Source organism: Methyloversatilis discipulorum (assembly GCF_018780585.1).
Lineage (GTDB): Bacteria > Pseudomonadota > Gammaproteobacteria > Burkholderiales > Rhodocyclaceae > Methyloversatilis > Methyloversatilis discipulorum_B.
In genome coordinates, this window is the sequence record NZ_JADMJL010000010.1 from 47,526 (window position 1) to 73,648 (window position 26,123).

37 protein-coding genes are annotated in these 26,123 nt (G+C 63.9%); 7 read left to right on the top strand and 30 right to left on the bottom strand.

Annotated elements, in window-relative coordinates; all coding sequences use genetic code 11:
- Positions 1-131: 131 nt before the first annotated feature.
- Both IV112_RS03755 and IV112_RS03760 read right to left on the bottom strand, forming a co-directional pair.
- Positions 132-614 (bottom strand): MSMEG_0572/Sll0783 family nitrogen starvation response protein, encoded by a 483-nt coding sequence (locus tag IV112_RS03755; RefSeq protein ID WP_304001111.1) that lies wholly within the window; start codon positions 612-614, stop codon positions 132-134.
- 369 nt (positions 615-983) lie between these two features.
- Positions 984-1,187: a heavy-metal-associated domain-containing protein gene (locus tag IV112_RS03760; RefSeq protein WP_304001112.1), complete on the bottom strand. Its 204-nt coding sequence runs from the start codon at positions 1,185-1,187 to the stop codon at positions 984-986.
- An 86-nt stretch (positions 1,188-1,273) separates the two neighbouring features.
- On the opposite strand from IV112_RS03760, the gene IV112_RS03765 reads away from it, so the two are divergent.
- Both IV112_RS03765 and IV112_RS03770 read left to right on the top strand, forming a co-directional pair.
- Positions 1,274-2,515: an MgtC/SapB family protein gene (locus IV112_RS03765; protein WP_304001113.1), complete on the top strand. Its 1,242-nt coding sequence runs from the start codon at positions 1,274-1,276 to the stop codon at positions 2,513-2,515.
- 246 nt (positions 2,516-2,761) lie between these two features.
- A complete protein-coding gene (locus IV112_RS03770) occupies positions 2,762-4,603 on the top strand; it encodes an ABCB family ABC transporter ATP-binding protein/permease (RefSeq protein ID WP_304001114.1) in 1,842 nt (613 codons plus the stop codon).
- Between the two features lie 58 nt (positions 4,604-4,661).
- Here IV112_RS03770 and xdp1 read toward each other — a convergent pair whose 3' ends face one another.
- The 4 genes from xdp1 to IV112_RS03790 all read right to left on the bottom strand — a co-directional run bounded on the left by xdp1 (position 4,662) and on the right by IV112_RS03790 (position 10,052).
- Positions 4,662-5,438 (bottom strand): exosortase-dependent surface protein XDP1, encoded by a 777-nt coding sequence (gene xdp1, locus IV112_RS03775; RefSeq protein ID WP_304001115.1) that lies wholly within the window; start codon positions 5,436-5,438, stop codon positions 4,662-4,664.
- Positions 5,439-5,577: 139 nt separating this feature from the next.
- Complete coding sequence (gene prsT, locus IV112_RS03780; protein WP_304001116.1) at positions 5,578-8,385, bottom strand: XrtA/PEP-CTERM system TPR-repeat protein PrsT; 2,808 nt, start codon at positions 8,383-8,385, stop codon at positions 5,578-5,580.
- A 106-nt stretch (positions 8,386-8,491) separates the two neighbouring features.
- On the bottom strand, positions 8,492-9,061 hold the full coding sequence (locus IV112_RS03785; protein WP_304001117.1) for an alkaline phosphatase PhoX: 570 nt from the start codon (positions 9,059-9,061) through the stop codon (positions 8,492-8,494).
- A 67-nt stretch (positions 9,062-9,128) separates the two neighbouring features.
- Positions 9,129-10,052, bottom strand: a complete 924-nt coding sequence (locus IV112_RS03790) for a CysB family HTH-type transcriptional regulator (RefSeq protein WP_304001118.1) — start codon at positions 10,050-10,052, stop codon at positions 9,129-9,131.
- Positions 10,053-10,161: 109 nt separating this feature from the next.
- Here IV112_RS03790 and IV112_RS03795 point away from each other — a divergent pair, with 109 nt between their 5' ends.
- The 5 genes from IV112_RS03795 to cobA are packed head-to-tail and all read left to right on the top strand — an operon-like array spanning position 10,162 to position 14,804.
- A complete protein-coding gene (locus IV112_RS03795; protein WP_304001119.1) occupies positions 10,162-10,947 on the top strand; it encodes a sulfite exporter TauE/SafE family protein in 786 nt (261 codons plus the stop codon).
- Positions 10,948-11,002: 55 nt separating this feature from the next.
- A complete protein-coding gene (locus tag IV112_RS03800) occupies positions 11,003-12,685 on the top strand; it encodes a nitrite/sulfite reductase (protein ID WP_304001120.1) in 1,683 nt (560 codons plus the stop codon).
- A complete protein-coding gene (locus IV112_RS03805; RefSeq protein WP_304001121.1) occupies positions 12,678-13,292 on the top strand; it encodes a DUF934 domain-containing protein in 615 nt (204 codons plus the stop codon). Before IV112_RS03800 ends, IV112_RS03805 begins: the two co-directional genes overlap by 8 nt.
- A complete protein-coding gene (locus IV112_RS03810) occupies positions 13,289-14,017 on the top strand; it encodes a phosphoadenylyl-sulfate reductase (RefSeq protein ID WP_304001122.1) in 729 nt (242 codons plus the stop codon). Before IV112_RS03805 ends, IV112_RS03810 begins: the two co-directional genes overlap by 4 nt.
- The gene (gene cobA, locus IV112_RS03815) at positions 14,001-14,804 is read left to right on the top strand and encodes a uroporphyrinogen-III C-methyltransferase (protein ID WP_304001123.1); all 804 of its coding nucleotides are present in this window, start codon (positions 14,001-14,003) and stop codon (positions 14,802-14,804) included. Before IV112_RS03810 ends, cobA begins: the two co-directional genes overlap by 17 nt.
- A 107-nt stretch (positions 14,805-14,911) precedes the next feature.
- Here cobA and rplQ read toward each other — a convergent pair whose 3' ends face one another.
- From rplQ to rpsS, 24 genes are all read right to left on the bottom strand, one after another.
- Positions 14,912-15,304 (bottom strand): 50S ribosomal protein L17, encoded by a 393-nt coding sequence (gene rplQ / locus IV112_RS03820; RefSeq protein WP_020647632.1) that lies wholly within the window; start codon positions 15,302-15,304, stop codon positions 14,912-14,914.
- A gap of 86 nt (positions 15,305-15,390) precedes the next feature.
- Positions 15,391-16,368: a DNA-directed RNA polymerase subunit alpha gene (locus IV112_RS03825; protein ID WP_024300631.1), complete on the bottom strand. Its 978-nt coding sequence runs from the start codon at positions 16,366-16,368 to the stop codon at positions 15,391-15,393.
- A 42-nt stretch (positions 16,369-16,410) separates the two neighbouring features.
- Entirely contained in the window at positions 16,411-17,040 is a 630-nt protein-coding gene (gene rpsD / locus IV112_RS03830) for a 30S ribosomal protein S4 (RefSeq protein WP_019919613.1), read from the bottom strand.
- Positions 17,041-17,053: 13 nt separating this feature from the next.
- Entirely contained in the window at positions 17,054-17,443 is a 390-nt protein-coding gene (rpsK, locus tag IV112_RS03835; protein WP_008061749.1) for a 30S ribosomal protein S11, read from the bottom strand.
- A 16-nt stretch (positions 17,444-17,459) separates the two neighbouring features.
- Complete coding sequence (gene rpsM / locus IV112_RS03840) at positions 17,460-17,825, bottom strand: 30S ribosomal protein S13 (protein ID WP_019919614.1); 366 nt, start codon at positions 17,823-17,825, stop codon at positions 17,460-17,462.
- 54 nt (positions 17,826-17,879) lie between these two features.
- Entirely contained in the window at positions 17,880-17,993 is a 114-nt protein-coding gene (gene rpmJ / locus IV112_RS03845; protein ID WP_081627205.1) for a 50S ribosomal protein L36, read from the bottom strand.
- Between the two features lie 32 nt (positions 17,994-18,025).
- Entirely contained in the window at positions 18,026-18,244 is a 219-nt protein-coding gene (infA, locus tag IV112_RS03850; RefSeq protein ID WP_008061745.1) for a translation initiation factor IF-1, read from the bottom strand.
- A 6-nt stretch (positions 18,245-18,250) separates the two neighbouring features.
- On the bottom strand, positions 18,251-19,576 hold the full coding sequence (gene secY, locus IV112_RS03855) for a preprotein translocase subunit SecY (protein ID WP_019919615.1): 1,326 nt from the start codon (positions 19,574-19,576) through the stop codon (positions 18,251-18,253).
- A gap of 3 nt (positions 19,577-19,579) precedes the next feature.
- A complete protein-coding gene (gene rplO / locus IV112_RS03860) occupies positions 19,580-20,014 on the bottom strand; it encodes a 50S ribosomal protein L15 (RefSeq protein WP_019919616.1) in 435 nt (144 codons plus the stop codon).
- A complete protein-coding gene (gene rpmD / locus IV112_RS03865) occupies positions 20,015-20,197 on the bottom strand; it encodes a 50S ribosomal protein L30 (RefSeq protein ID WP_425762881.1) in 183 nt (60 codons plus the stop codon). It lies immediately after the preceding gene.
- Positions 20,198-20,205: 8 nt separating this feature from the next.
- The gene (rpsE, locus tag IV112_RS03870) at positions 20,206-20,730 is read right to left on the bottom strand and encodes a 30S ribosomal protein S5 (RefSeq protein ID WP_304001125.1); all 525 of its coding nucleotides are present in this window, start codon (positions 20,728-20,730) and stop codon (positions 20,206-20,208) included.
- Positions 20,731-20,750: 20 nt separating this feature from the next.
- Positions 20,751-21,104: a 50S ribosomal protein L18 gene (gene rplR, locus IV112_RS03875; protein ID WP_019919618.1), complete on the bottom strand. Its 354-nt coding sequence runs from the start codon at positions 21,102-21,104 to the stop codon at positions 20,751-20,753.
- An 11-nt stretch (positions 21,105-21,115) separates the two neighbouring features.
- Entirely contained in the window at positions 21,116-21,649 is a 534-nt protein-coding gene (gene rplF, locus IV112_RS03880) for a 50S ribosomal protein L6 (RefSeq protein ID WP_304001126.1), read from the bottom strand.
- A 10-nt stretch (positions 21,650-21,659) separates the two neighbouring features.
- Complete coding sequence (rpsH, locus tag IV112_RS03885; protein WP_019919620.1) at positions 21,660-22,055, bottom strand: 30S ribosomal protein S8; 396 nt, start codon at positions 22,053-22,055, stop codon at positions 21,660-21,662.
- A gap of 12 nt (positions 22,056-22,067) precedes the next feature.
- Complete coding sequence (gene rpsN, locus IV112_RS03890) at positions 22,068-22,373, bottom strand: 30S ribosomal protein S14 (protein WP_019919621.1); 306 nt, start codon at positions 22,371-22,373, stop codon at positions 22,068-22,070.
- A gap of 7 nt (positions 22,374-22,380) precedes the next feature.
- The gene (rplE, locus tag IV112_RS03895) at positions 22,381-22,920 is read right to left on the bottom strand and encodes a 50S ribosomal protein L5 (protein WP_019919622.1); all 540 of its coding nucleotides are present in this window, start codon (positions 22,918-22,920) and stop codon (positions 22,381-22,383) included.
- A 9-nt stretch (positions 22,921-22,929) separates the two neighbouring features.
- Positions 22,930-23,247 carry a 50S ribosomal protein L24 gene (gene rplX, locus IV112_RS03900; RefSeq protein WP_019919623.1) on the bottom strand — a complete coding sequence of 106 codons (318 nt, stop codon included), beginning with the start codon at positions 23,245-23,247 and terminating at the stop codon, positions 22,930-22,932.
- Positions 23,248-23,266: 19 nt separating this feature from the next.
- The gene (gene rplN, locus IV112_RS03905; protein ID WP_008061731.1) at positions 23,267-23,635 is read right to left on the bottom strand and encodes a 50S ribosomal protein L14; all 369 of its coding nucleotides are present in this window, start codon (positions 23,633-23,635) and stop codon (positions 23,267-23,269) included.
- A 155-nt stretch (positions 23,636-23,790) separates the two neighbouring features.
- Entirely contained in the window at positions 23,791-24,060 is a 270-nt protein-coding gene (rpsQ, locus tag IV112_RS03910) for a 30S ribosomal protein S17 (RefSeq protein WP_018228087.1), read from the bottom strand.
- The gene (gene rpmC / locus IV112_RS03915) at positions 24,057-24,251 is read right to left on the bottom strand and encodes a 50S ribosomal protein L29 (protein ID WP_019919624.1); all 195 of its coding nucleotides are present in this window, start codon (positions 24,249-24,251) and stop codon (positions 24,057-24,059) included. Before rpmC ends, rpsQ begins: the two co-directional genes overlap by 4 nt.
- Positions 24,252-24,254: 3 nt before the next feature.
- Positions 24,255-24,668: a 50S ribosomal protein L16 gene (gene rplP / locus IV112_RS03920; protein WP_008061728.1), complete on the bottom strand. Its 414-nt coding sequence runs from the start codon at positions 24,666-24,668 to the stop codon at positions 24,255-24,257.
- Complete coding sequence (gene rpsC / locus IV112_RS03925) at positions 24,637-25,491, bottom strand: 30S ribosomal protein S3 (RefSeq protein ID WP_019919625.1); 855 nt, start codon at positions 25,489-25,491, stop codon at positions 24,637-24,639. The genes rplP and rpsC overlap by 32 nt, the downstream gene beginning before the upstream one ends.
- A gap of 5 nt (positions 25,492-25,496) precedes the next feature.
- On the bottom strand, positions 25,497-25,826 hold the full coding sequence (gene rplV / locus IV112_RS03930) for a 50S ribosomal protein L22 (RefSeq protein ID WP_020163430.1): 330 nt from the start codon (positions 25,824-25,826) through the stop codon (positions 25,497-25,499).
- A 12-nt stretch (positions 25,827-25,838) separates the two neighbouring features.
- Positions 25,839-26,114, bottom strand: coding sequence for a 30S ribosomal protein S19 (gene rpsS / locus IV112_RS03935; RefSeq protein ID WP_008061716.1), 276 nt, complete (start codon positions 26,112-26,114; stop codon positions 25,839-25,841).
- Positions 26,115-26,123: the final 9 nt, after the last annotated feature.

Below are 26,123 nucleotides of genomic sequence, written 5' to 3' on the forward strand. Positions count from 1 at the left end.
CGAGTCTGAAGCGGAGCCCCACGGCCAGGCGCCGCCCGCCCTTGCCTCGGCGGTCCGCTCGTCCCGACGCGGCCCGATCGGCAATATGGCGCAGGGATGCCGCGCTCCGAAGAAAGTGCGGGCGCCCATGATCACAGCGTCCAGGTATCGAGGATGAAGGCGTTGTCCTTGCGATGCAGCAGGATGATGTCCAGCACATCCAGCGGATTGATCGGACGGATGCCTTCGATCAGCGCGCCTTCGCCGTGGCCGTACAGCGCCTGCAGCGCGAAGCGGCATGCATAGACCTTGCCGCCTTCCTCGATGAACTTCGAAATCTGCTTGTTGAAGTTCTGGTGGCCGGGGAAGGCTTCGTCGCCCAGCGTCGGGAAGCCGCGCTTCACACCCAGCGTGACGCCCGGGCCGTACAGCAGCACCGAGGTATCGAAACCCTTGCGCTGCAGTCGCGTGGCCTGCAGCAGATTGACGAAACCGATGGACCCCTCGAAGGCGACGGTGTGGAAGGTGACCAGCGCCTTCTCGCCGGGCTCGGCCTTCACGTCCTCGAACACCTTCTCTTCGTAGTCGACGAGGAATTCGCCCTTCTCGTTGGCGGGGCGGGTGACTTTGGGCATGGCAATCTCCGGTGGTGATATGCGATCAGGAAAGTGGCGTCCGGAACATTGACTGTCCTTCAGACGCTCGCCCTTCCATTCGCATGCGCCGTGCCACCGGCGCCCGGATGAGTGCAATCAATATGCGATCAATGGATGCACACGCCGCCTTGCGGCCGCACGCACCCCGCGCGGAGACTGAAAAACCCTTTTCAAAGCATGGATTTAGCGGCCCGATCGCGCACCGGAATGAAGCATGCGGATGCGATCAATGCACCCGATCATTGGCGATCGCGCCGAGGCGGCTGCGGCGATGCGTCTTACGCCACAGGCATGTGACGGGCCCGCGAACGTGCCGGCCGGCGCGGCTTGACGCGGGTGTGGCGTGCGTTACTTGAGCGCGTAGCCCTCGTCTTCCAGCACCTGCCGGATATCGGCTTCGCTGACCAGAGGGCTGTGCTCGACGCTGACGGTGCCGGTCGCCAGCGCGACCTCGACCGTGTTGATGCCGGGCAGTTCGTGGATCACGTTGGTGATTTCATGGACGCAGTCCTCGCTTTCGAGGCCGTCGACGGTGATCACGGTGGTGTGCATGGATAGAGGTCTCCGCAACATGCGGCGGCCGGAGACCGGCGCGCCGTCGGGTAAGGTAATGGTATGAGCTCATTCCGTCACCTGCCATGCCCACCGATATCGATCCGCGGCTGACCGGCCTGGCCGCCGCGCTCGGCATCGGCCTGCTGATCGGCATCGAGCGCGAGCGCCGCAAGGGCGAGGGCCCGGCCCGCGCCGCGGCCGGCCTGCGCACCTTCACGCTGACCTCGCTGCTGGGGGCACTCGCGATGCTGCTCGGCGGCGGCGCGACGCTGGCCGTGCTGGCCGCCGTGGTCGGCGTGCTGGCCATCGTGTCCTACCGCCGCTCGCGCGAGGACGACCCGGGCCTCACCACTGAAATCGCGCTGGTGCTCACCTTCATGCTCGGTGCGCTGGCCATGCACGACGCGCGGCTGGCGATCGGCATCGGCGTGCTGGTCGCGATCGCGCTGGCGGCGCGCAGCCAGCTACACCGCTTCGTCGTACGCGTGCTGTCGGAACAGGAGGTGCACGACGGCCTGCTGCTGGCCGCTGCCGCGCTGGTCATCCTGCCGCTGGTGCCCGACCGCACGGTCGACCCGCTCGGGGCGATCAACCCGCGCACCTTGTGGACGCTGGCGGTACTGATGATGGCGATCAACGCCTGCGGCCATATCGCGCTGCGCGCGGCCGGTCCGGCGCTCGGCCTCACCTTCGCAGGCTTCGCCTCGGGTTTCGTGTCGAGCACCGCCACCATCGCCGCCATGGGTGCCGAAGCGCGACGCGACCCGGCGCTGCGCGCGGGCGCGGTGTCCGGCGCCGTACTGTCGTCGCTGGCGACCGTGGTCTATCTCGCCGTGCTGCTGGCGGCGACCAGCCCGGCCGTGCTGCGTGCGATGGCGCTGCCGCTGCTGGCGGCCGGTGTGGCCGCCGCGGCCTACGGCCTGCTGATCGCGCTGCGCAGCGTGCGGACGCGGGACGGCGACACGCCGCCGCCCGGCCGGCCCTTCAACCCGCGGCTGGCCATGCTGTTCGCCGCCACCATGGGCGTGCTGCTGCTGATCACCGCCTTCCTGACCGACCGCTACGGCGCCAGCGGTGCAGGCCTGGCGGCAGCGCTGGCAGGCTTCGCCGACGCCCATTCGGCTGCAGCCGCGGTGGCCTCGCTGCAGGCCAGCGGCCGCATCACGGCCGAGCAGGCGGTGCTGCCGATACTGGCCGGCTTCACCACCAATGCGTCGAGTAAGCTCATCGTCGCCGTCACCACCGGTGACCGCGCCTTCGCCCTGCAGGTCGTACCCGGCGTTCTGCTGTCGGTCGGTGCTGCCTGGCTGACGCTGCTGGTCTGAGGGCTGGCAGCACACGCTGTTCGGCGCTGCCGAGGGTCGCAGCTGCGAATCCGCGTGATCGGCACGGCGGCGAGCACCTTGTGAGAGCGGTCTGCAGACCTCGACTCGGCCGGTGCCCCGGTAACGCGGCCGTTCAGGCGCGGCGGCCGCAGCAAAAGGCCCCGCGCCTCCACGGCAGGCATGCACCTGGCCTGCGCCGGCTTCGATAGCGCTGGCACGCGGCCGCGCAGCCCGTAGAATCCGGCCATGAGACGATCTGCCACCGCCCCCCTGCCCGCCGCGACCGTGCCGGGCGCCCGCCGCCGCGATTCCGAAACCATCCGCAACCTGCTGCCTTACCTCTGGGCCTACAAATGGCGCGTGCTGATCGCGCTTGCCTGTCTGGTACTGGCCAAGGGCTCGAACGTCGCGGTGCCACTGGTGTTCAAGCAGATCATCGACGCGCTGGCGCCGGCAGCCGCCAGCAGCCGCGCGGCGCTCGAAGCGGCGCCGCTGCTGGTGCCACTGGGTCTGCTGGCCGCCTATGGTGCGCTGCGCTTCTCGACTTCGATGCTGACCGAACTGCGCGAAATCGTGTTTTCGCGCGTCACCCAGCAGGCGGTGCGGCGCATTTCGCTGCAGGTGTTCCGCCATCTGCACGCGCTGTCACTGCGCTTCCACCTGGAACGCCAGACCGGCGGCCTGACCCGCGACATCGAGCGCGGCACGCGGGCAATCGGCTCGCTGATCAGCTACACGCTCTACTCCATCCTGCCGACGCTGGTCGAGATCGGGCTCGTGCTGAGCATCCTCGCCGTGAAGTACGAAGCGAGCTTCGCACTGATCACCTTCGTCACGCTGGCGCTCTACATCACCTTCACCGTGACCGTGACGAACTGGCGCACCACCCTGCGGCGCGAGGCGAACGAACTGGATTCGGCAGCCAACACACGAGCCATCGACAGCCTGCTCAATTACGAGACGGTGAAGTACTTCAACAACGAGGAATTCGAGGCGCGCCGCTACGACGAGCAGCTCATCCGCTGGCAACGCGCGCAGGAGCGCAGCCAGGTGTCTCTGTCATGGCTGAACATGGGCCAGGCCTTCATCATCGCCATCGGCGTCACGCTGATGATGTGGCGCGCCATGGTGGGCGTGGCGGAGGGCCGCATGACCATCGGCGACATCGTGCTGGTCAATGCCTTCATGATCCAGCTCTACATTCCACTGAACTTCCTCGGCGTGCTGTACCGGGAAATCCGCCAGTCGCTGACCGACATCGAGCGCATGTTCGCGCTGATGGAAACGCACCGCGAGGTCGCCGACGCGCCAGACGCACTGACACTGGCTGACGGCCCGTGCGAGGTGCGCTTCCAGCAGGTGAACTTCAGTTACGAACCGGCGCGGCAGATCCTGCACGACGTCGACTTCACGATACCGGCCGGCCATCGCGTCGCCGTCGTGGGTCACTCGGGCTCCGGAAAGTCGACGCTGGCGCGGCTGCTCTACCGCTTCTACGACGTGGCCGAGGGCCGCGGTCGGATCACGATCAACGGCACCGACATCCGCCAGCTCACGCAGGACAGCCTGCGCGGCGCGATCGGTATCGTTCCGCAGGACACCGTGCTGTTCAACGACAGCATCCACTACAACATCCAGTACGGCCGGGTCACGGCGTCCGCCGCCGAGGTCGAGGCCGCCAGCCGCGCCGCGCAGCTGCACGACTTCGTGCAGAAGCTGCCGGACGGCTATGCAACCAAGGTGGGCGAGCGCGGGCTGAAACTGTCGGGCGGTGAGAAGCAGCGGGTGGCCATCGCCCGCGCGCTGCTGAAGAATCCGCCGATACTGATCTTCGACGAAGCCACGTCGGCGCTCGACTCGAAAACAGAACAGGCGATCCAGAGCCAGCTCGAACAGGTGGCGCGCGGCCACACGACGCTCATCATCGCGCATCGGCTGTCCACCATCATGGACGCCGACCAGATCCTGGTGATGGACGCCGGCCGCATCATCGAGCGGGGCAGTCACAGCGAACTGCTGGCGCTGGATGGCGCCTACGCTCAGATGTGGGCCTTGCAGGCACAGGAAGAGGACGGCACCACGCTCTGAAAGAAGGCGAAAAAAAACCGCGCCGAAGCGCGGTTTTTTCAGGTGCGGGGAGATCCGCTCAGGCCGTCTTGCGACGACGCACGGCAATCATGCCTGCCAGTGCGGTGCCGATCAGCGCCAGCGAAGCCGGTTCCGGAACGGCCGGCGGCGGCGTGGTCGGCTTGGTCGTTGCGGTCACGCCGGCCAGCTTGATGTAGTCCTTGTAGTCCGACGACGAACCCGGCGTCACCAGCCAGTAGCGCGAGTAGGTGCCGTTGGTCGTGCTGCGCGGATCGCTGTTGCCGGTGAAATCACCGATCTTGGTCCAGCCGCTCAGCGTCGAGAAGGTCTTGCCCGTCACCGTGCTGTTGATGTCCGCCACGGAAGCACCGGTGTAGGCATACACCGTGATGTCGGAATCGCCGCTGAACCAGCCGATGTCGACCAGATTCAGATTCATTTCAGAACCGAACGAGAACAGCATGCCTTCCATCGCGCCTTCGTTGTCCATGGCGTGATCGGGATAGGTCGCGGAACCGTAGTTGTCGACCTCGTTGTTCCACGAGGAATCACGGCTCGTCATGCCCAGACCGCTGCTGCCCTGGTAGGTCAGGTAGGCGCGCTCGATGGTCGAACCCGAAGCGGTGTTGGCGAAGCCCTGGATGTTCACCGACTGGCCTGCGCCGTTGGTGTAGGTCATCGACGAATATTCGGAGATGTTGGAGCCGAAACCACTGGCGCCGACGTGCGAGGTAGCGGTCGAGGTGAACGACCAGCTGTACTGCGCCGCCGAGGCCGCACCGGCAAAACCCGCGATCACCACGGCGCCGATTGCATTGATCAGTTTCTTGTTCATTGTCTTTCCTTGGTCAGAAGGGGACATTGCTGTCTTGATACCTTCCTAGCAATTTTAGGGCCAGAAGTACTTAATCTTTTAAAAACAACAACATGAAGACTGTGAAAATGTGTGCTGTAAATAATTTCGACAAGATGTTTCATCGTCCGCCGAGCTCGCTGCGCAGCGCCCTGGCCTTGTCCGCATCCGGGAAGGTCCGGCCCGGCTGCAGCGCGGCGTCCAGTTCCTGCAGGGCCTCTGCCTTCCGGCCGGTCTTCGCCAGCACCCAGGCGAGGTGATAGCGGATTTCCGGGTTCTGCGGACTGCGCAATCGCGCCTCGCGCAAGTGGCGCAGGCTGGCGTCAGTCTGGCCCTTCTGCGCCAGTATCCAGCCCAGCGTGTCGAGCACCAGCGGGTCTGCCGGCGCCAGTTTGAACGCGCGTTCGGCCGTCGCTTGCGCAGCTGCGTCTTTGGTCTGCCATTGCAGATTGGCCAGGTTGTTGAGCACCGGCGCCGAATCGCCGCCCGTTTTCAGCACGGCTTCCAGTGTTGCCTTTGCCTCGCGCAGCATGCCGGCGTCGGTCTGCGCCTGCGACAGCAGCAGCTTGAATGCCAGATCGCGCGGACGCTCCTTGACCAGCGTCTCCACTGCCGCCCGCCCTTGGGCCGCGTTGCCGGCACGACGATGCGCTTCGTACAGCCCCCCCGCCAGTTCGACGTTGCCGCCCTTGCCGAGGCCGTTCCGGTAGTGGGTGATCGCGTTCTGCCACTGGCCGCGCGCCATCGCGACATCGCCCGCCAGTCGGTGCACCTCGGCGGGCGCGGCCGGTGACTTGAGCAGTTCCTGCGCACGCGCCTCCGCCTTGTCGAGCTGCCCTTCGGCCAGCATCTGCTCGCCCTGCATGATTCTGGCGGGCAGATAGTTCGGATCGCCCTGCAGGGCCTTCTCCAGACTGTAGCTGGCGCCGGCCGGATTGCCGGCCATGCGCTGCAGCTGGGCGATGCGGTACTGGGCTGACGGATCGAAATCGGCAACCCGGGTCATCGAGGTCAGCGTGGCACGCGCGCCGGCCGCGTCGCCGCGCGCCAGCTGCACACGGGCCAGTGCCGCCTGGATGGCCAGATAGCCCGGCTGTCCCTGGCTGACGCCCTTGGCTGCTTCCAGCGCCTTGTCCGACGCGCCGGTCTGCAGGTAGAGCTCGATCAGCGCGACATGGCCTTCGACATGGTTGCGGTGCTTGTCGTGCAGGGTTTCGAGGCCGCGCAGCGCGTCCGCGGCGCGCCCTGTCGCGGCGTCGAGCATGGCCTTTTCGTAAAGCGCCGAGGCGCTGTTGGGTTTTTCCTTGATCAACGCATCGAGGCGCGCACGAGCCTGATCGGGCTTGCCCTCGGCAACTTCGAGCTTGGCCAGGTTGAGCTTGACGCTGTCGAAATTGCGGTCGGCGGCGAGTGCCTTGTCGTAGGCCTTGCGTGCGCCGGCGAAGTCGCCGGCCGCCGCGCGCGACACACCAAGCAGGTTCAGCGCCGCGAGATTGTCCGGCTCGCGTTTGACCACCGCCTCCATCAGTTCGACCGCCTTGCGCGGCTGGCTGTCGCGCAGCGCAACGAGCGCCAGCGCGGTGCTGGCGCGCGCCTGACCGGGATCCTGTTTCAGCACATTGCGCAGTTGCTCGATGCCGAGCGCAGTCTGCTTCGCGTCGATCAGGCTCAACCCGAGCGAGGTCTGGGTCTGCGAGGACGCGCCCAGCTTTGCCGCCTGCTCGAGCAGTTCGGTCGCCTGCTGGTGGCGCTTCAGGCGGCTGTACGCGCTGGCCATCAGCGTCAGTGCCTCGGGATCACGCGCACCGCTTGCCGTACGCATCAGCGGTTCGAGCGTCGACACGGCCGCGGCCGCTTCACCCATCGCGATCTGCAGCGACGCCAGGGGCTTGCGTGCCGCCATCTGCGACGGGAAGAAGCGGATGTGCAATTCGAAATACTCCTTGGCCTTGACCGCCCCACCGAGGCTCAGATGTGACAGGCCGGCGATCAGCGCCAGATGGGAGCGGCTGGTCAGGACCGAGCGCGGCAAAGGATCGATCAGCCCGACCACCTCGCCGAGCAGCTTGCGCGCCGCTGCACGGTCGCCCTCCGATTCGGCGATCACCGCGCGCAGATAAGCTGAGCGCGGCTCGTTCACATCGACTTTGGACAAGGTCAGCAGGGACTGCTTGGCCTCCGGCATGCGCCCGAGGTCCATCAGCACCGAGCTGCGGCCGAGCAGCGCTTCGCTGTTGTCGGGAGCCAGCTGCAGCGCGCGGTCGTAATGCGACAGCGCCGCCGGCAATTGTGCGATCGCGTAGGCAACCGCGGCACGCATGCCCCAGGCGTCGGAATCATTGGGTGCCAGCGTGGTCGCCTGTTCGGCCAGCGTGGCCGCCTCCGCAGGGCGACCAGCCTGAAGCGCAATGCGCGACTCCATCACGACCGCCGAGGCGGACGACGGATTCAGCGCACGCGCCTCGCGCACCGTCGACAAGGCCTGCGGATACTGGCCCAGTTCCAGATGCGCCTTGGCGCGCAGCACGATCACTTCGTAGCGGATTCCGGGCGGCAGATCGTCCGGCGACAGCGTGTCGATCACTTCCTTCTGGCGCCCGGTCGATACCAGCAGGTTCGCCAGCGGAACGATGTACTCGGCACGCGACACGCCGCGCTGACGCGCCTCGTTCAGCGCGACCTCGGCCGCTGCGTAGTCACCCTTGCGCAGCGCTGCACGCCCCATGAGCATGTGCGCGGCGAGAAAGCCGGGATCGGCCTTCAGCGCGTTCTTGAGCTGGATGATGGCGCCGGCGTCGTCCTTGCGTTCGAAGCGGACCAGGGCATCCTCGTAGTAGCGGCTGGCACCGTCGGCCGCCTGCAGCGGTCCGGCGCCAAGCAGACCGGCAGCGCACAGCGCTGCGACGAGGGAGAAGCGGAAGCGGGTCATGGGCGGCTGTCGATGTAAACAGACGCCGGAGTATAGGCCGCAGCCCGCCGCTGCCGCCCGCGACCGCGTCACGGGAGCCGCGCGGAGGACGGCGTGCGCAGGCCGGTCAGCCCGCGACCGGCTGCGTATCGTGGCGAGTGCGATCCGGCGAAAGCGCTGCGGCGGGCCTGTCGCTGCACGGCGCCGCCCCTTGCCAGGCAAAGCTGAGACTGGCCGCATCGCCCAGCGCCTCGCGCCAGACCAGTGCCGCGCCAGCGTGGTCGCACAAGAGAAGCTGACCACCGTCCGCGCGCGCCTGCACGCAGAACAGCGCGTCGATGCGGCTGGCGCCCGCCCGGCGGGCGGCGTCGGCAGGGCGGGCCAGCACATCGGCCACGTTCAGCTGTGCGTCCCATAGCAGGAAGCCCTGGCGCGCGGGCACCAGCGGCAACCAGCGCCCGTGGCCGGCGTCGCCCAGTCGTGCGACGTAGAGCGCGCCATGTTGCAGCGCCCCACCATCCGGCAGCGGGCCGATGAATTTATAGACGTGCTCGGGCTGGGCGGCCTCGGTCAGATAGAGCACGCAGCGCCCGTCCTTTGCCTGCAGCGGTGCGCTTGCAAGGTAGGTGACGCCGGTCAGTACGGCATGTCGGCCGGTCGGATCGAGATGGAGGGGATGCAGGGGCGCCACGGTCATGGTCGGATCTTGAGTGGAAACAATTCCGACACTGTCGCCCGGCGAAGTTACCGGCCGATGAAAACCTTCAGCCGCGGCCGAGCGCCCGGTCGACCACATCACGGGTGAGCGAGGCGGCGAAGGCCTCGATGAAGGCGTAGGTGTAGCCGCGCAACCAGGCGTTGCGGTGCAGACCGATACGCGTGGTGCTCGACTCGAACAGATGGGCGCAATCGACCGCGCGCAGTCCGCGGTCCTGCTCCGGATCGAACGCCATCTGCGCGACGATGCCGACGCCGAGACCCAGCGCCACGTAGGTCTTGATGATGTCGGCGTCGATCGCGCTGAGCGCTACACGCGGCGTCAGCCCGCGCTCGGCAAAGGTCTGGTTCACGCGCGATCCGCCGGTGAAGGAAAAGTCGTAGGTGATCAGCGGCCAGGCGGCGATCGCTTCCAGTGTCAGCGGTTTCACGTCGAGCAGCGGATGACCGGGTGGCGCGATCAGGCAGCGGTTCCACTGGTAACAGGGCAGGCTGACCAATTGTTCGTAGTCGTCGATCGCTTCGGTCGCGATCGCCAGATCCGCCGCGCCGGACAGCACGAATTCGCAGCATTGCGTCGGATTGCCCTGGTGCAGTTCGATCTGCACCCCGGGGTGGGCGCGCAGGAACTCCGACAGCACGCGCGGCAGCACGTAGCGCGCCTGGGTATGGGTAGTGGCGATCGACAGCCGCCCCAGGTCGCCGCTGGCGTATTCATCACCAACCTGACGCAGCGCGCCGATGTCGCGCAGCATGCGGCGGGCAATGGCGACCACCTCCTCGCCGGGTCGGGTGATCGCCACCAGTCGCTTGCCCTGGCGCACGAACACATCGACGCCAAGCTCCTCCTCCAGCAGGCTGATCTGCCGCGACACGCCGGACTGCGAGGTGTGCAGCGCGCGCGCCGCCTCGGACACGTTCAGGTTGCGCTGGGCGACTTCGGCGATGTAACGCAGCTGTTGCAGGTTCATGTCCCACTCCAATTAGCACTGGAAGTCATTTCGATCTTACTTCAAAGCATTTCCAATTATCTTCGAAGGCCGCTACCCTCGGTCGCCTTAAAGTGCAGAAAGTGCATTCATGGATTTCGGTTATTCGGTCGCGGGCTTTTTCGTCGGCGCCATCGTCGGTCTGACCGGCGTGGGCGGCGGTTCGCTGATGACGCCGCTGCTGGTGCTGCTGTTCGGTATCCACCCGGCGGTCGCGGTCGGCACCGATCTGCTGTACGCGGCCGTGACCAAGGCCGGCGGTGCGGTCGTGCATGGTCGCAATGGAACAGTGGATTGGCGCATCGTCGCTGCGCTGGGCACCGGCAGCGTGCCGGCGGCGGCGCTGACGCTGTGGTGGTTATCGACGCATTCCGGCTCGGCCTATGGCAGCCAGTCGCTGATCAGCGGTACGCTCGGTGTGGCGCTTGTTCTGACTGCGTGCGCGCTGCTTTTCCGAGCCCGTCTGCAGGCTCTGGCCGAGCGGCCGGGCATCGGCGAATTCCGCGAACGCCATCTGCGGGTGCTGACCATCGCCACCGGCGCAGTGCTGGGTCTGCTGGTGACGATCTCTTCGGTGGGCGCTGGCGCGCTTGGCACGGCGGCACTGGTATTTCTCTATCCGCGGCTGTCTGCCGTGCGCATCGTCGGCAGCGACATCGCGCATGCCGTGCCGCTGACCCTGGTGGCCGGCATGGGCCACTGGTGGCTGGGCAATGTCGACTGGACGCTGCTCGGCGCACTGCTGGTCGGTTCGCTGCCCGGCATCGCGCTCGGCAGCCAGATCGCGGCGCGCATGCCCGAACGATTCCTGCGTCCGCTGCTGGCCAGCATGCTGTTCGGCATCGGCGGAAAACTGAGCCTGAACCTTCTAGGCTGAAAGAGGGCAACGGGTAGTCCGGCATGGGTCGGACACCCATGACTGGACCACCCTTATGTATCGCTACGACGATTACGACCGCGCTCTGGTGATGGAGCGCGTCGCCCAGTATCGCGACCAGTTGCAGCGCAATCTGGCCGGCGAACTGTCGGAAGACGAATTCCGCCCGCTGCGTCTGCAGAACGGCCTCTACATCCAGCGCCATGCGCCGATGCTGCGCATCGCCGTACCCTACGGCATGCTGTCCAGTGTGCAGTTGCGCAAGCTGGCCGACATTGCCCGCCGCTACGACCGCGGCTACGGTCACTTCACGACGCGCCAGAACATGCAGCTGAACTGGCCGAAGTTGGAGGACACCGCCGACATCCTGGCCGAACTGGCGACGGTGGAAATGCACGCCATCCAGACCTCGGGCAACTGCATCCGCAACATCACGACCGATCCGTTCGCCGGCGTGGCGCCGGACGAGATCGTCGATCCGCGTCCGTACTGCGAGGTGCTGCGCCAGTGGTCGACCTTCCATCCGGAATTCGCCTTCCTGCCGCGCAAGTTCAAGATCGCCGTCAGCGGCACGCTTGAAGACCGTGCGGTGACCTATGCGCACGACGTCGGCCTGCATCTTTACCGCGACGACAAGGGCGAAGTGCTGGTACGCGTCATCGTCGGCGGCGGCATGGGTCGCACGCCGATACTGGGCAGCGTCATTCACGACGCCCTGCCCTGGCCGCACCTGCCGACCTATCTCGATGCCGTGCTGCGCGTCTACAACCGCTACGGCCGCCGCGACAACGCCTACAAGGCGCGCATCAAGATCCTGGTCAAGGCGATCGGCGCCGAAGAGTTCGCGCGCCAGGTCAATGAGGAATGGAAGCTGGAGCGCGACGGCATCGCCACCGTCACCGAAGCCGAACTCGATCTGGCCCGCGCCGCGTTCTCGGATCCCGACGCCCCCGCCCGTCCCGCGCGCGATGCGTCCTTCGATGCGCACCTCGCCGAAGACCGCGCCTTCGCCCGCTGGGTGTCGCGCTGCGTGCGTGCGCACAAGCGTCCGGGCTACCGCTCGGTCACGCTGTCGCTGAAGCCGCACGGCGTCGCACCGGGCGACATCACGTCGGAACAGATGGAAGCCGTCGCCGATCTCGCCGACCGCTACAGCTTCGGCGAACTGCGCGTGACGCACGAACAGAACCTGGTGCTGGCCGACGTAGCGCTGGCCGACCTTTACGACCTGTGGCAGGGCGCGCGCGCGCACGGACTGGCGACGCCCAATATCGGGCTGCTGACCGACATGATCTGCTGCCCGGGCGGCGACTTCTGCTCGCTGGCGAATGCCAAGTCCATCCCGATCGCGCAGGCGATCCAGGCCGAGTTCGACGATCTGGACTACCTGTACGACATTGGCGACCTGGAGCTGAACATTTCCGGCTGCATGAATTCCTGTGGTCACCATCACGTCGGCCATATCGGCATTCTCGGCGTCGATAAGGCCGGTTCCGAGTGGTACCAGGTGTCGATCGGCGGCGCCCAGGGCAACACCACGTCGCTCGGCGACGTGATCGGCCCGTCGTTCGCAGCGGACGAAGTGCCGGGCGTGATCAAGAAGCTCATCGAAACCTATGTCGAGGCGCGCACGCCGGAAGAGCGCTTCCTCGACACCGTACGCCGGCTCGGCGTCGCGCCGTTCAAGGCCCGCGTGTACGGCGAAACCGCAAAGAAAGCCGAGGTGGCCCATGGCTGACCTGATCCGCGACAACGCGCTCGCAGAGAACGAATGGACCTGGGTGAAACTGCCGGAGTCGACCGAACCGGTGCGCAAGGCCGCCGGCAAGGTTGTCATGTTCAAGCTGACCGGTGAACCGGCCGCACCCGAGGACGTGGTCGCCGCCTGTGAAGTGCCGGCCGGCAAGGTAATGATCCCGCTGACCGTGTGGCTGCGCCGTCGTGAAGAGCTTGCGGCACGCGTTGCCGCGGGCGAGATCGCGGTCTGGCTGGACAGTCACGAGGAACCGGCCGAACTGGCGGAAAGCCTCGGCGGCGATCTGAACCGGCTGCCGTTGATCGGCGTGAACTTCCCCAAGTTCATCGACGGCCGCGGCTTTTCGATCGCCTTCATCCTGCGCACCCGTTACGGCTACCGCAACGAATTGCGCGCGCTGGGCGACGTGCTGCGCGACCAGATGTTCTTCTTCCGCCGCACCGGCTTCGACGCCTATCTGCTGCGCGCCGACCAGAAGCCGGAGCGCTGCATTGCTGCGCTGAACGACTTCACCACGCCCTACCAGACCTCCACCGACGGCATCACGCCAGTGTTCCGTCGGCGCATTGGGCAGAAGGCGATCGCATGAAGAACCCGCTGATCCATCCGAACATCACCGACGCGATGCGCGCGACGGTGGCGCAGAAGACCGCGGCGGCGACCGAACTGCTGAGGCAGGCCGCCGCCGAGTTCCAGCCCATCGGCTTCGCCAGCAGCATGGGCGCGGAAGACATGGTGCTGACCGACCTGATCCAGCGCAACGCACTCGAGATCGAGATCTTCACGCTGGACACCGGCCGCCTGCCGCCCGAGACCTACGACCTGATGGCGAAGGCGGAACAGCACTACGGTGCGCGCCCGGTCACCTTCTTTCCGCGTCACGAGGCGGTTGAAGAGTACGTGCGCAAGCACGGCATCAACGCCTTCTACAACTCGGTGGACCTGCGCAAGGCCTGCTGTGCGATGCGCAAGGTCGAGCCGCTGAAGCGGGCGCTGGCCGGCAAGAAGGCCTGGATCACCGGCATGCGGGCCCAGCAATCGGCGACGCGGAGCGCACTCCCAACGCGCGAATTCGACGAAGGTCACGGTATCGAGAAGTTCAATCCGCTGTCCGACTGGACCGAGCGCGAGGTGTGGGTCTACATCCATACGCACGAAGTCCCGTACAACGAACTGCACGAGCGCTTCTTCCCGAGCATCGGCTGCCAGCCCTGTACCCGAGCGATCTCGCCGGGCGAGGACATCCGCGCCGGACGCTGGTGGTGGGAGAACCCGGAAAGCAAGGAGTGCGGTCTCCATGTCAAAGCCGGCTGAACACCGCTCTTCTGGCAAGGTCTGGCTGGTCGGCGCCGGTCCGGGCGCCGTAGACCTGCTGACCGTCCGCGCGGTCCGGCTGCTCGCCGAAGCCGAGGTCGTGCTGCACGACGCGCTGATCGGCGACGACGTGCTGTCGCTCGCACCTCAGGCCAAGCACATTGCTGTCGGCAAGCGCTGCGGCAAGCAGTCCACCGCTCAGCGCTTCATCAACCAGAAGCTCATCCACGCCGCGCGCACGCATGCCCGGGTAGTGCGTCTCAAGGGCGGCGATCCGATGCTGTTCGGTCGCGCTCAGGAAGAGATGGATGCGCTGGCCGCAGCGGGTATCGAGTACGAGGTTGTTCCGGGCATCACAGCGGCCAGCGCCGCCAGCGCGCAGCTCCGCGTATCGCTGACGCGTCGGGGCATCGCACGCAGCGTTGCGCTGCTGACGCCGCGTGCCGGCGAGGGCGAACACCCCTCTCAGGCGCTGCGCGCCAATGCCGACACACCGACGCTGGCGCTTTACATGGCCGCGCACGAATCGATGGCGATTGCACGCGAACTGATGAGCTACGGGCGCGACCCGTCTACTCCGGTAGCGCTGGTCGAGAACGCGAGTCACCCGGCATCGCGCGAGGGCTTCACGACGCTTCAGGGGCTGTCGGAACAACCGATCGGCGCCTTGCTGGGCACCGCGGGAACACCCGAGGGGCCGGTGCTCGTGATGCTCGGTGACGTATTCCATGAAGTCCTGCAGCAGCACACGCCCCTCTGGCAGGACGACAGCGCCAGCGCGGCCTGACGCCGCGACTCCATCACGCACACTCCACTACGCGACAGTGTGCGAACGACGCCGAAACAAAAAGCCCCGCATCGCGGGGCTTTTTGTTTGGCACCGATGGAATTCGCTTACTCGGCGACTTCAACCGGCTCCGCACTTTCGTCCGGGCGATCCATCAGCTGGACGAATGCCATCGGCGCATTGTCGCCGACGCGGAAGCCCATCTTAAGGATGCTCAGGTAACCGCCATTGCGGTTAGCGTAGCGGGGGCCCAGCACGTCGAAGATCTTGCACACGACTTCGCGGTCACGCAGACGCGAGAAGGCGAGGCGGCGGTTCGACAGGTTCGGCGTCTTGCCGAGGTTGATCAGCGGCTCGACGACGCGGCGCAGTTCCTTGGCCTTCGGAACCGTGGTCTTGATGGCCTCGTGGCGCAGCAGCGACACGGCCATGTTGCGGAACATCGCTTCGCGATGCGAGCTGGTGCGGTTAAGCTTTCTGAGACCGTTACGATGACGCATGATGACTCCGTATAAATTATGCGGCCACCGCGGGTCAGGCAGGTGGCCGGTTCATCTTGTATCCGGCGCGGTGCGCCGGTATGGTGTTATGCCCGATCGAGGCCGGCAGGCGGCCAGTTCTCGAGCTTCATGCCCAGCGTGAGACCACGCGAGGCAAGTACTTCCTTGATTTCGTTCAGCGACTTGCGACCCAGGTTCGGGGTCTTCAGCAGTTCGTTCTCGGTTCGCTGGATCAGATCGCCGATGTAATAGATGTTCTCGGCCTTGAGACAGTTCGCCGAACGCACCGTCAGCTCCAGGTCATCGACCGGGCGCAGCAGGATCGGATCGATCACCGCCGGCTTGCGCTGCTCGACGGCCGGAGCCGTGCCTTCCAGCTCAGCGAACACCGACAGCTGATCAACCAGGACGCGGGCAGCGTAGCGCACCGCCTCTTCCGGCTCGACAGCACCGTTGGTTTCGACATCCATCACCAGACGATCGAGGTCGGTACGCTGTTCGACGCGCGCCGACTCAACCGAATAGCTCACGCGGCGAACCGGGCTGAAGCTCGCATCGAGAACGATGTGACCGATCGCCTTGTTCTCCGAAGAGCTCTGACGAACGGTACCCGGCACGTAACCACGGCCCTGTTCGATCTTGAACTGGAGATCCAGCTTGCCACCCGGCGCAACGTGAGCGATCACGTGTTCCGGATTGACGATCTCGACATCGTGCGTGACCTCGATATCGCCAGCCGTCACGACGCCTTCGCCGTTACGCGACAGGCGCAGGTAGGCCTCGGAGCGGTTGTGCAGCTTCAGTACGACACCCTTCAGATTCAGCAGGATGTCGACCACGTCTTCACGCACGCCATCCAGCGTCGAGTACTCGTGCAGCACGCCTTCGATCTGCACTTCGGTCGGCGCGTAGCCAGGCATCGACGACAGGAGAATGCGACGGAGCGCGTTGCCCAGCGTGTGCCCGAACCCGCGTTCGAACGGCTCCATCACAACGCGTGCGTGAGCCGGGGAAAGATTTTGTACGTCAATGATTCGCGGTTTCAAGAGAGCATTGCTTTGCATCTGCAGTCCTCAGTGACGTCAGCAGGCTGATCGCACCAGCGATCAGCGGGAGTACAGTTCGACGACCAGACTTTCGTTGATCGTCGAGGGCAGGTCGGTACGGGCCGGCAGCGACTTGAACACGCCGCGAGCAGCCTTGGAATCGACATCCAGCCACTCAGGGAAACCGCGCGAAGCCTGAGCTTCGAGCGCGCCCTTCGAGCGCAGGTGGCCCTTGGCACGTTCGGTCAGCTCGACCACATCACCCGGACGCACTTCGTACGACGGGATGTTGACGCGCTTGCCATTGACCAGCACGCCGTTGTGACGCACGACCTGACGCGACTCGGCACGCGAAGCGCCAAAGCCCATGCGGTAAGCAACCGTATCGAGGCGGCTTTCCAGCAGTTGCAGCATGTTCTCGCCGGTCTGACCCTTGCGGCGCTCGGCCTCGGCATACACGCGGCGGAACTGACGCTCGAGCACGCCATAGATGCGACGGATCTTCTGCTTTTCACGCAGCTGCTGACCGAAACCGGACAGACGCTGGCCGGACTTCTGTCCGTGCTGACCCGGGGCATACGAACGGCGCTCGATGGCGCACTTGTCGGTGAAGCACTTTTCGCCCTTCAGGAAGAGCTTTTCGCCTTCACGACGGCATTGACGGCACTTCGCGTCGAGATTACGAGCCATTCTCTAATTCCTCTTAGATGCGCCGACGCTTGGGCGGACGGCAACCGTTGTGCGGGATCGGCGTGATGTCGGTGATCGACGAAATCTTGATGCCGAGCGCATTCAGCGCACGAACGGCCGACTCGCGACCCGGGCCGGGACCCTTGATGCGGACTTCCAGGTTCTTCACACCGCATTCGACAGCGACCTTGCCAGCGGCCTCTGCGGCCACCTGTGCTGCAAACGGCGTGCTCTTGCGCGAACCCTTGAAGCCGGCGCCGCCCGACGTTGCCCACGACAGGGCGTTGCCCTGACGGTCGGTGATCGTGATGATGGTGTTGTTGAAGGAAGCGTGAATGTGCGCGATACCTTCCGCGACGTTCTTCTTGACCTTCTTCCGGACTTTTGCAGCACTCTTGACCATGATCGTGTCCTATTGCTTATTTCTTGGCGCCAGCGATCGACTTGCGCGGACCCTTGCGGGTGCGGGCATTCGTGCGGGTGCGCTGACCACGCAGCGGCAGGCCACGACGATGACGAACACCGCGATAGCAGCCCAGATCCATCAGGCGCTTGATGTTCATCGTCACTTCACGGCGCAGGTCACCCTCGATGGTGAACTTGCCGACCTCTTCCCGCAGCCGATCCATTTCGGCCTCCGAGAGGTCCTTGATCTTCGTCGTGCGGGCAATGCCGGCAGCGTCGCAAATCTTTTGTGAGCGGGAACGACCAACCCCGAAAATCGCCGTCAGAGCGATCTCGGTGTGCTGGTGGTTAGGAATGTTAACGCCGGCGATACGGGCCATGCAGTCACCCCGAAAAGCGAAACCTTAAATGTTATCAAAGACCACTAGCTAACGTCAACCTTGACGCTGCTTGTGACGCGGATCAGCACAAATGATGCGGACGACACCGTGGCGACGGATCACCTTGCACTTGCGGCAGACGCGCTTTACAGATGCTTGGACTTTCATCCCATTTCTCCAACTGGAACCAAACGCCGGACCTACTTGGCGCGAAACACGATGCGACCTTTGCTCAGGTCATAAGGCGTGAGCTGCACCGTTACCTTGTCACCGGGAAGAATGCGGATGTAGTGCATCCGCATCTTTCCGGATATGTGCCCGAGAACCACGTGTCCGTTTTCGAGCTTCACGCGAAACGTCGCATTCGGCAGGGTTTCAACAACTTCACCCTGCATTTCAATGACATCTTCCTTGGACATAGCTACCTAACGCGTCGGGAACCCAGCCCCGCGGAAATTCGCCTTCTTCAGAAGGCTCTCGTACTGATGAGACATCACGTACGCCTGCACCTGAGCCATGAAATCCATCGTCACTACAACGATGATCAGCAACGACGTGCCGCCGAAGTAGAACGGAACATTCCACTTCAGGATCAGGAACTCAGGCAGCAGACAGACCAGCGTGATGTACACCGCACCGACCAGGGTAAGACGCGTCAGGATCTTGTCGATATAGCGCGCCGTCTGTTCGCCCGGACGGATGCCCGGAACGAAGGCACCGCTCTTCTTCAGGTTGTCCGCCGTCTCCTTGGCGTTGAAAACCAGCGCCGTATAGAAGAAGCAGAAGAAAACGATTGCCGTCGCGTACAGCAACACGTAGATCGGCTGTCCAGGCGACAACGTGGCAGCCAAATCCTTCAGCCAGCGCGTGCTGTCCGTCGTTGCGAACCAGCCCGCCAGCGTCGCCGGGAAAAGGATGATCGACGACGCGAAAATCGGCGGAATGACACCGGCCATGTTCAGCTTCAAGGGCAGGTGCGAACTCTGTCCGCCATACACCTTGTTGCCGACCTGACGCTTCGCGTAGTTGACCAGGATCTTGCGCTGACCGCGTTCGACGAAAACCACCACGGCCGTCACAGCGAACACCAGCGCAACGATGAACAGCGCCGTCAGCTCGTGCATCGCACCGGTATTCACCAGCTCGAGAAGTCCGCCTATGGAACCCGGAAGCCCCGCAGCAATACCCGCAAAGATGATGATCGAGATCCCGTTGCCAATGCCGCGTTCGGTGATCTGTTCGCCCAACCACATCAGGAACATTGTCCCGGTGATCAGAGTCGAGATCGTCACGAAGCGGAACATCATTCCCGGATCGAGCACCAATCCCTGCTGCGATTCAAGCGCAACGGAAATACCGAAGGCCTGGAACAGTGCGAGCGCCAGAGTGCCGTAACGCGTGTACTGCGTGATCTTGCGACGCCCTGCCTCACCTTCCTTCTTCAGCGCCTCAAGCGACGGCACTGCGACGGTGAGCAGCTGCATGATGATCGACGCCGAGATGTACGGCATGATCCCCAGCGCGAAGATCGTGAAACGCGACAGCGCACCGCCGGAGAAAAGGTTGAACACGCCGAGGATGCCGCCCTGCTGCCCCTGGAACAATTCCGCGAGACGAGCAGGATCGATACCCGGGACCGGAATGTGCGCACCGAGGCGATAGACCAGCAGCGCGCCTGCGAGGAACCACAGGCGACGCCACAGATCACCGAACTTGGCGCTACGGCCGGGCTGCTGGGCGGCAGTAACCAACGCTTACTCTCCGACCTGGCCGCCAGCGGCTTCGATCGCCGCGCGCGCACCCTTGGTCGCACCGATGCCCTTGAGCACGACGCGGCGGGTGATCTCGCCCGACAGAACCACCTTGGCAGACAGCGCGTCGCGAGACACGAGGCCAAACTGCTTGAGCACCAGCAGATCAACGTCCTCGACCGGCAGACGCGACAGCGACGAAAGATTGACTTCCTCGTTGCGGGCACGCGTCAGCGACGTGAAGCCACGCTTCGGCAGACGGCGCTGCAGCGGCATCTGGCCGCCTTCGAAACCGACGCTCTTCCAGCCGCCCGAACGCGACTTCTGACCCTTGTGGCCGCGGCCGCAGGTCTTGCCCAGGCCACTGCCCATGCCGCGACCGACGCGACGGCGCGCGTGCTTCGAGCCCTCGCCGGGCTTGATGTCATTCAGTTCCATTTAAGCCTCGACCTTCAGCAGGTAAGACACCTTGGTGACCATGCCGCGGACTGCCGGCGTGTCCTCAAGGACGACGGTGTGATGCAGACGGCGCAGACCCAGGCCGCGCACCGTGGCGCGGTGATCCTGCTTGCGACCGATCAGGCTCTTCACCAGAGTGACCTTCAGAGTTTTATCAGCCATCACAGACCTCAGCCGAGAATGTCCGCCACGGTCTTGCCGCGCTTGGCGGCAATCTCCGACGGCGTGCTCATGCGCAGCAGGCCGTTAAGCGTGGCGCGCACGAGGTTGTAAGGATTCGACGAGCCGAGCGACTTGGCGACGACGTCCGTCACGCCCATCACTTCGAACACGGCACGCATCGGACCGCCGGCGATGATGCCGGTACCGGCTGCGGCCGGCTGGATCAGCACGGTCGACGCGCCATGGTGGCCGACGATCGGATGATGGAAGCTGCCATCGCGAAGGCTCACACGAACCATCTTGCGACGCGCCTCTTCCATCGCCTTCTGCACGGCCACCGGCACTTCACGCGCCTTGCCCTTGCCCATGCCGATTCCGCCGTCGCCGTCACCGACCACGGTCAGAGCCGCGAAACCGAGAATACGACCACCCTTCACCACTTTGGTGACACGGTTGATCGACACCATTTTTTCACGCAGGCCGTCGTCGCGTTCTTCCTGGGCCTGGTTTTGCTTGCGTTGCGGTTTAGCCATCGCTTGAGTCGCCTGATCAGTTAGAACTTGAGACCGCCTTCGCGGGCGGCCTCAGCGAGCGCCTTGATACGGCCGTGGTACTTGAAACCACCACGATCGAATGCCACCTGCTCGATACCTTGCGCGCGAGCGCGCTCGGCAATCAGCTTGCCGACCAGCGTGGCCGCCTTCACGTTGCCGCCGTTGCTCACTTCCTTGCGCACCGACTCTTCGATGGTCGACGCAGCCGCGAGCACGCGGGTGCCGCAACCGGAATAGACCTGCGCGTAGATGTGGCTGTTGCTGCGGTGAACCGACAGACGAACGGCCTTCAGTTGGGCGATGCGCGCACGGGTCTGGCGGGAGCGGCGCAGACGGGAAATGTTCTTGTCCATGTTCGTCACCCTTACTTCTTCTTGGTCTCTTTGATCACCACCACTTCGTCCGCGTAGCGAACGCCCTTACCCTTGTACGGCTCGGGCTGGCGATACGCGCGGACTTCAGCGGCGACCTGACCAACGAGTTGCTTGTCGACACCCTTGATGCGGATTTCCGTCGGCGCCGGCGTTTCCACTTTGATGCCTTCGGGCATCTGATGAACGACCGGGTGCGAGAAACCAAGCGACAGGTTCAGCTTGTCGCCTTGCGCCTGCGCCTTGTAGCCCACGCCGACCAGCAGCAGCTTGCGCTCGAAACCCTGGGTGACACCCTGAACCATGTTCGCGACCAGCGCGCGCATGGTCCCGGAAAGCGCCTTGGTATTCTCGGCGCCTTCGATCTGACCGAAACGGATCTCGCCGCCATCGACAGTGACCGAAACAGCCGGGTTGATCACGCGGCGGATCTGGCCGAGCGGACCCTTGACCGACAGCTCGCCGTTGCTCAGGGCAACGTCGACACCCTTCGGTACAACAACTGGATTCTTTGCAATACGTGACATGTCTTCGTCCTCAAGCCACGATGCACAGCACTTCGCCGCCGACCTTCTCGGCGCGGGCCTTGCGATCGGTCATGACGCCACGGGGCGTCGAAACGATGGCCACACCCAGACCGTTCATCACGCGAGGCAGATCGTCCATGCCGCGGTAAACGCGAAGACCAGGACGACTGACGCGCTCGATGCGCTCGATGACGGGGCGGCCCGAGTAATACTTCAGGACCAGTTCCAGCTCAGCCTTGCCACCATCGGTGCGCACGCTGAAACCGTCGATATAACCTTCGGACTGCAGCACCCCGGCGATCGCCACCTTGAGTTTCGAGGACGGCATGACAACAGAGCCCTTCTGTGCCATTTGTGCATTGCGGATGCGGGTCAGCATGTCCGCAATCGGATCACTCATGCTCATCTTGTACCCCTGTTACCAACTAGCCTTGACCATGCCGGGCACTTCGCCGCGGAAGGCCGCTTCACGCAACTTGTTGCGGCAAAGACCGAATTTGCGGAACACACCGCGCGGACGCCCGGTCTGCTCGCAACGATTGCGAAGACGCGTCGGGCTGGAATTGCGCGGCAGCGCTTGCAGCTTCAGGCGAGCGGAAGCACGATCTTCGTCGGACGCGGACATGTCAGCGATGACAGCCTCGAGCGCAGCGCGCTTGGCAGCAAACTTAGCGACCAGCTTCTCACGCTTCTCTTCACGGTTTTTCAATGCCAACTTGGCCATGGCAACCTCAATTCTTGAACGGGAACTTGAACGCGGCGAGCAGAGCCTTGGCTTCCTCGTCGGTCTTGGCGGTCGTCGTGATGCTGATGTTCATTCCACGGACCTTGTCGACCTTGTCGTACTCGATTTCCGGGAAAATGATCTGTTCCTTGATGCCGATGTTGTAGTTGCCACGGCCGTCGAAACCCTTGCCGGACACACCACGGAAGTCACGCACGCGCGGCATCGCCACGGTGATCAGACGATCCAGGAATTCGAACATGCGGGGACCGCGCAGCGTCACCATGCAGCCGATCGGATAACCCTCACGGATCTTGAAACCCGCGATGGCCTTACGGGCCTTGGTGACGACCGGCTTCTGACCAGCGATCTTGACCATGTCGCCCACGGCGTGCTCAAGAACCTTCTTGTCACCCACCGCTTCGCCGACACCCATGTTCAGCGTGATCTTGGTGATGCGCGGAACTTCCATCACCGACTTGTAACCGAAGCGAGCCGTCAAATCGCCCACAACGGTTGCTTTGTAAAAATCTTGCAAGCGCGCCATTGTCGTTCCTTAAGCCTTGACCAACTCGCCATTCGACTTGAAGAAACGGACCTTCGTACCGTCTTCAAGCGTCTTGATGCCCACACGATCACCCTTGCTGGTGGCCGGGTTGAACAGCGCAACATTCGAAATGTCGATCGGCATTTCCTTCTCGACGATGCCGCCCTGCTGACCCTTCATCGGGTTCGGCCGCTGATGCTTCTTCACGCGGTTTACGCCCTCAACCAGAACCGAGCGCTCATCAACGCGACGCAGCACGGTACCGCGGCGACCGCGATCCTTGCCCGTCAGCACCACCACTTCATCGCCCTTGCGAATCTTTTCCATCTGACTCTCCAGCCTGGCCTCAGAGAACTTCCGGCGCCAGCGAAACGATCTTCATGAAACGCTCGCCGCGCAGCTCACGCGTGACCGGCCCGAAAATGCGGGTACCGATCGGCTCGAGCTTGTTGTTCAGAAGCACTGCGGCATTGCCGTCGAACTTCACGAGCGAACCGTCCGGACGACGCACACCCTTCGCAGTGCGAACAACCACCGCGTTATAGACCTCGCCCTTCTTGACGCGACCGCGGGGCGCAGCATCCTTGATGCTGACCTTGATCACATCGCCAATACCGGCGTAACGGCGCTTGGAACCACCCAGCACCTTGATACACATGACCGAGCGCGCGCCGGTGTTGTCGGCCACGTTCAGCATGGATTGCATCTGGATCATTTGTTATCTCCAACTTATCCCGCTCTGAGAGCGGTCAGTCTTGGACCCGTCAGGGTGTAGGACGAGCCCAACAAAACTTTGAGGCTCGGCGAAGCAAAGCGCGCCACAATAGCACGCAGGGAGGGACTACACAAGCCCCTCCCTGAAATACATCTTCAGATCACGCGAGCCTGTTCTACAACCTGCGTAACCTTCCACGCCTTCGTACGGCTGATCGGGCGGCACTCTTCGATCTGAACCAGATCGCCTTCGTGCGCTTCGAGGCCTTCGACGTGCGCGTGATACTTCTTCGACCGCATAATCACCTTGCCGTAGAGCGGGTGCTTCACACGACGCTCCACCAGAACGGTCACGGTCTTGTCCATCTTGTCGCTGACCACTCGGCCGACCAGCGTGCGATGAACCTTTTGATTGGTCTCGCTCATTTCGTACTCGCTTTCTGTTGCAGCAGGGTACGAACGCGCGCGATATCGCGGCGCACGTTCTTAAGTTCGCTGGTGTTGGTCAGCTGTTGAGTGGCCTTCTGCATGCGCATCGAAAACTGCGCCTTCAGGAGATCCATCAACTCCTTGTTCAATTCAGCGGCATCTTTCGTCCGCAGATCCTTGGCTTTCATCGCTTACCCCAGCTGTCGCACGACAAAGGTGGTTTCGAGCGGGAGCTTGGCTGCTGCCAGGCGGAACGCCTCGCGCGCCAGCGCCTCGTCGACGCCGTCCATCTCGTACAGCACCTTGCCCGGCTGAATTTCCGCAACCCAGTATTCCGGATTGCCCTTGCCGTTACCCATACGCACTTCCGCCGGCTTCTTCGAGATCGGCTTGTCGGGGAAAATGCGAATCCAGATACGACCACCGCGCTTGATGTGACGCGTCATCGCACGACGTGCGGATTCAATCTGACGAGCCGTCAGACGACCGCGCGACGTGGCCTTGAGACCGTACTCGCCAAAGGAAACCTTGGTGCCGCGGGTGGCGAGGCCCGTATTGCGGCCCTTCTGCTCCTTACGGTACTTTCTTCTCGCCGGCTGCAGCATTGCTAGCTCCTGACTTTCTGACTCGTTGCTGAGTGGACTTCACGTCGGCATCCCCTGCCGGTGCGCCGCCTTCGGGCTTCGCATCACGAGCGGGACGGCGGCCTGCCGGGCGGTTGTCGCCTTCGGGGCGACGACCGTCACGACGCGGACGACGTGCGTTATCGTTTTCTTCGGTAACAGCAGGCGCTTCGCCGCGGGCGAGCATCTCACCCTTGAACACCCACACCTTGATACCGATCACACCGTAGGTCGTCTTCGCTTCCGACGTACCGTAATCGATGTCTGCACGCAGCGTGTGCAGCGGCACGCGACCTTCGCGATACCACTCACGGCGAGCAATCTCGATACCGTTCAGGCGACCCGACGACATGATCTTGATGCCCTGGGCGCCGAGGCGCATTGCGTTCTGCATGGCGCGCTTCATCGCGCGGCGGAACATGATGCGCTTCTCGAGCTGCTGGGCGATCGAATCGGCGATCAGTTGCGCGTCGATCTCCGGCTTGCGGATTTCCTCGATGTTGACGTGCACCGGCACGCCCATCATCTTGGCCAGTTGCGCCTTGATCAGCTCGATCTCTTCGCCCTTCTTGCCGATCACCACGCCCGGACGGGCCGAGTACACGGTGATACGGGCATTCTTCGCCGGGCGCTCGATGACCACGCGGCCGACGGACGCGTGCGCCAGCTTCTTCTTCAGGAACGCGCGAACCTGCAGATCCTGATTGAGCATGCGCGGGAAGTCCTTGCTGGACGCGAACCAGCGCGAAGCCCAGTTATGCGTGACCGCCAGACGGAAGCCGGTCGGATGAATCTTCTGTCCCATAACCTTCAGTCTCCAACCGTGACGAACACGTGGCAGGTCGGCTTCACGATGCGATTACCGCGTCCCTTGGCCCGGGCGGTGAAGCGCTTGAGCACAACACCCTTTTCCACGTAAATGGTCTTCACCTTGAGGCTGTCGATATCGGCACCATCGTTATGCTCGGCATTGGCGATTGCGGACTCGACGACCTTCTTGATGATCTTTGCGCCCTTCTTGGGGCTGAAAGCCAGAATATTCAGAGCCTGACTGACCGACTTGCCGCGGATCAGATCGGCGACCAGCCGACCCTTTTGCGCCGACAGACGCACACCGCGAAGATTTGCACGGGTTTCCATTGTCATCGCTCCTTACTTCTTCGCTTTCTTGCCTGCGGTGTGACCCTTGAACGTACGGGTCAGCGCAAACTCGCCCAGCTTGTGACCGACCATGTTTTCCGAAACATAGACCGGAATATGCTGGCGACCGTTATGCACGGCGATGGTGAGACCGATGAAGTCCGGCAGGACGGTCGAACGACGCGACCAGGTCTTGATCGGACGCTTGTCATTCGACGCGCGAGCCGTGTCCACCTTGGCCAGCAGGTGGGCGTCGACGAACGGGCCTTTCTTGATTGAACGTGCCATTGCCTACCT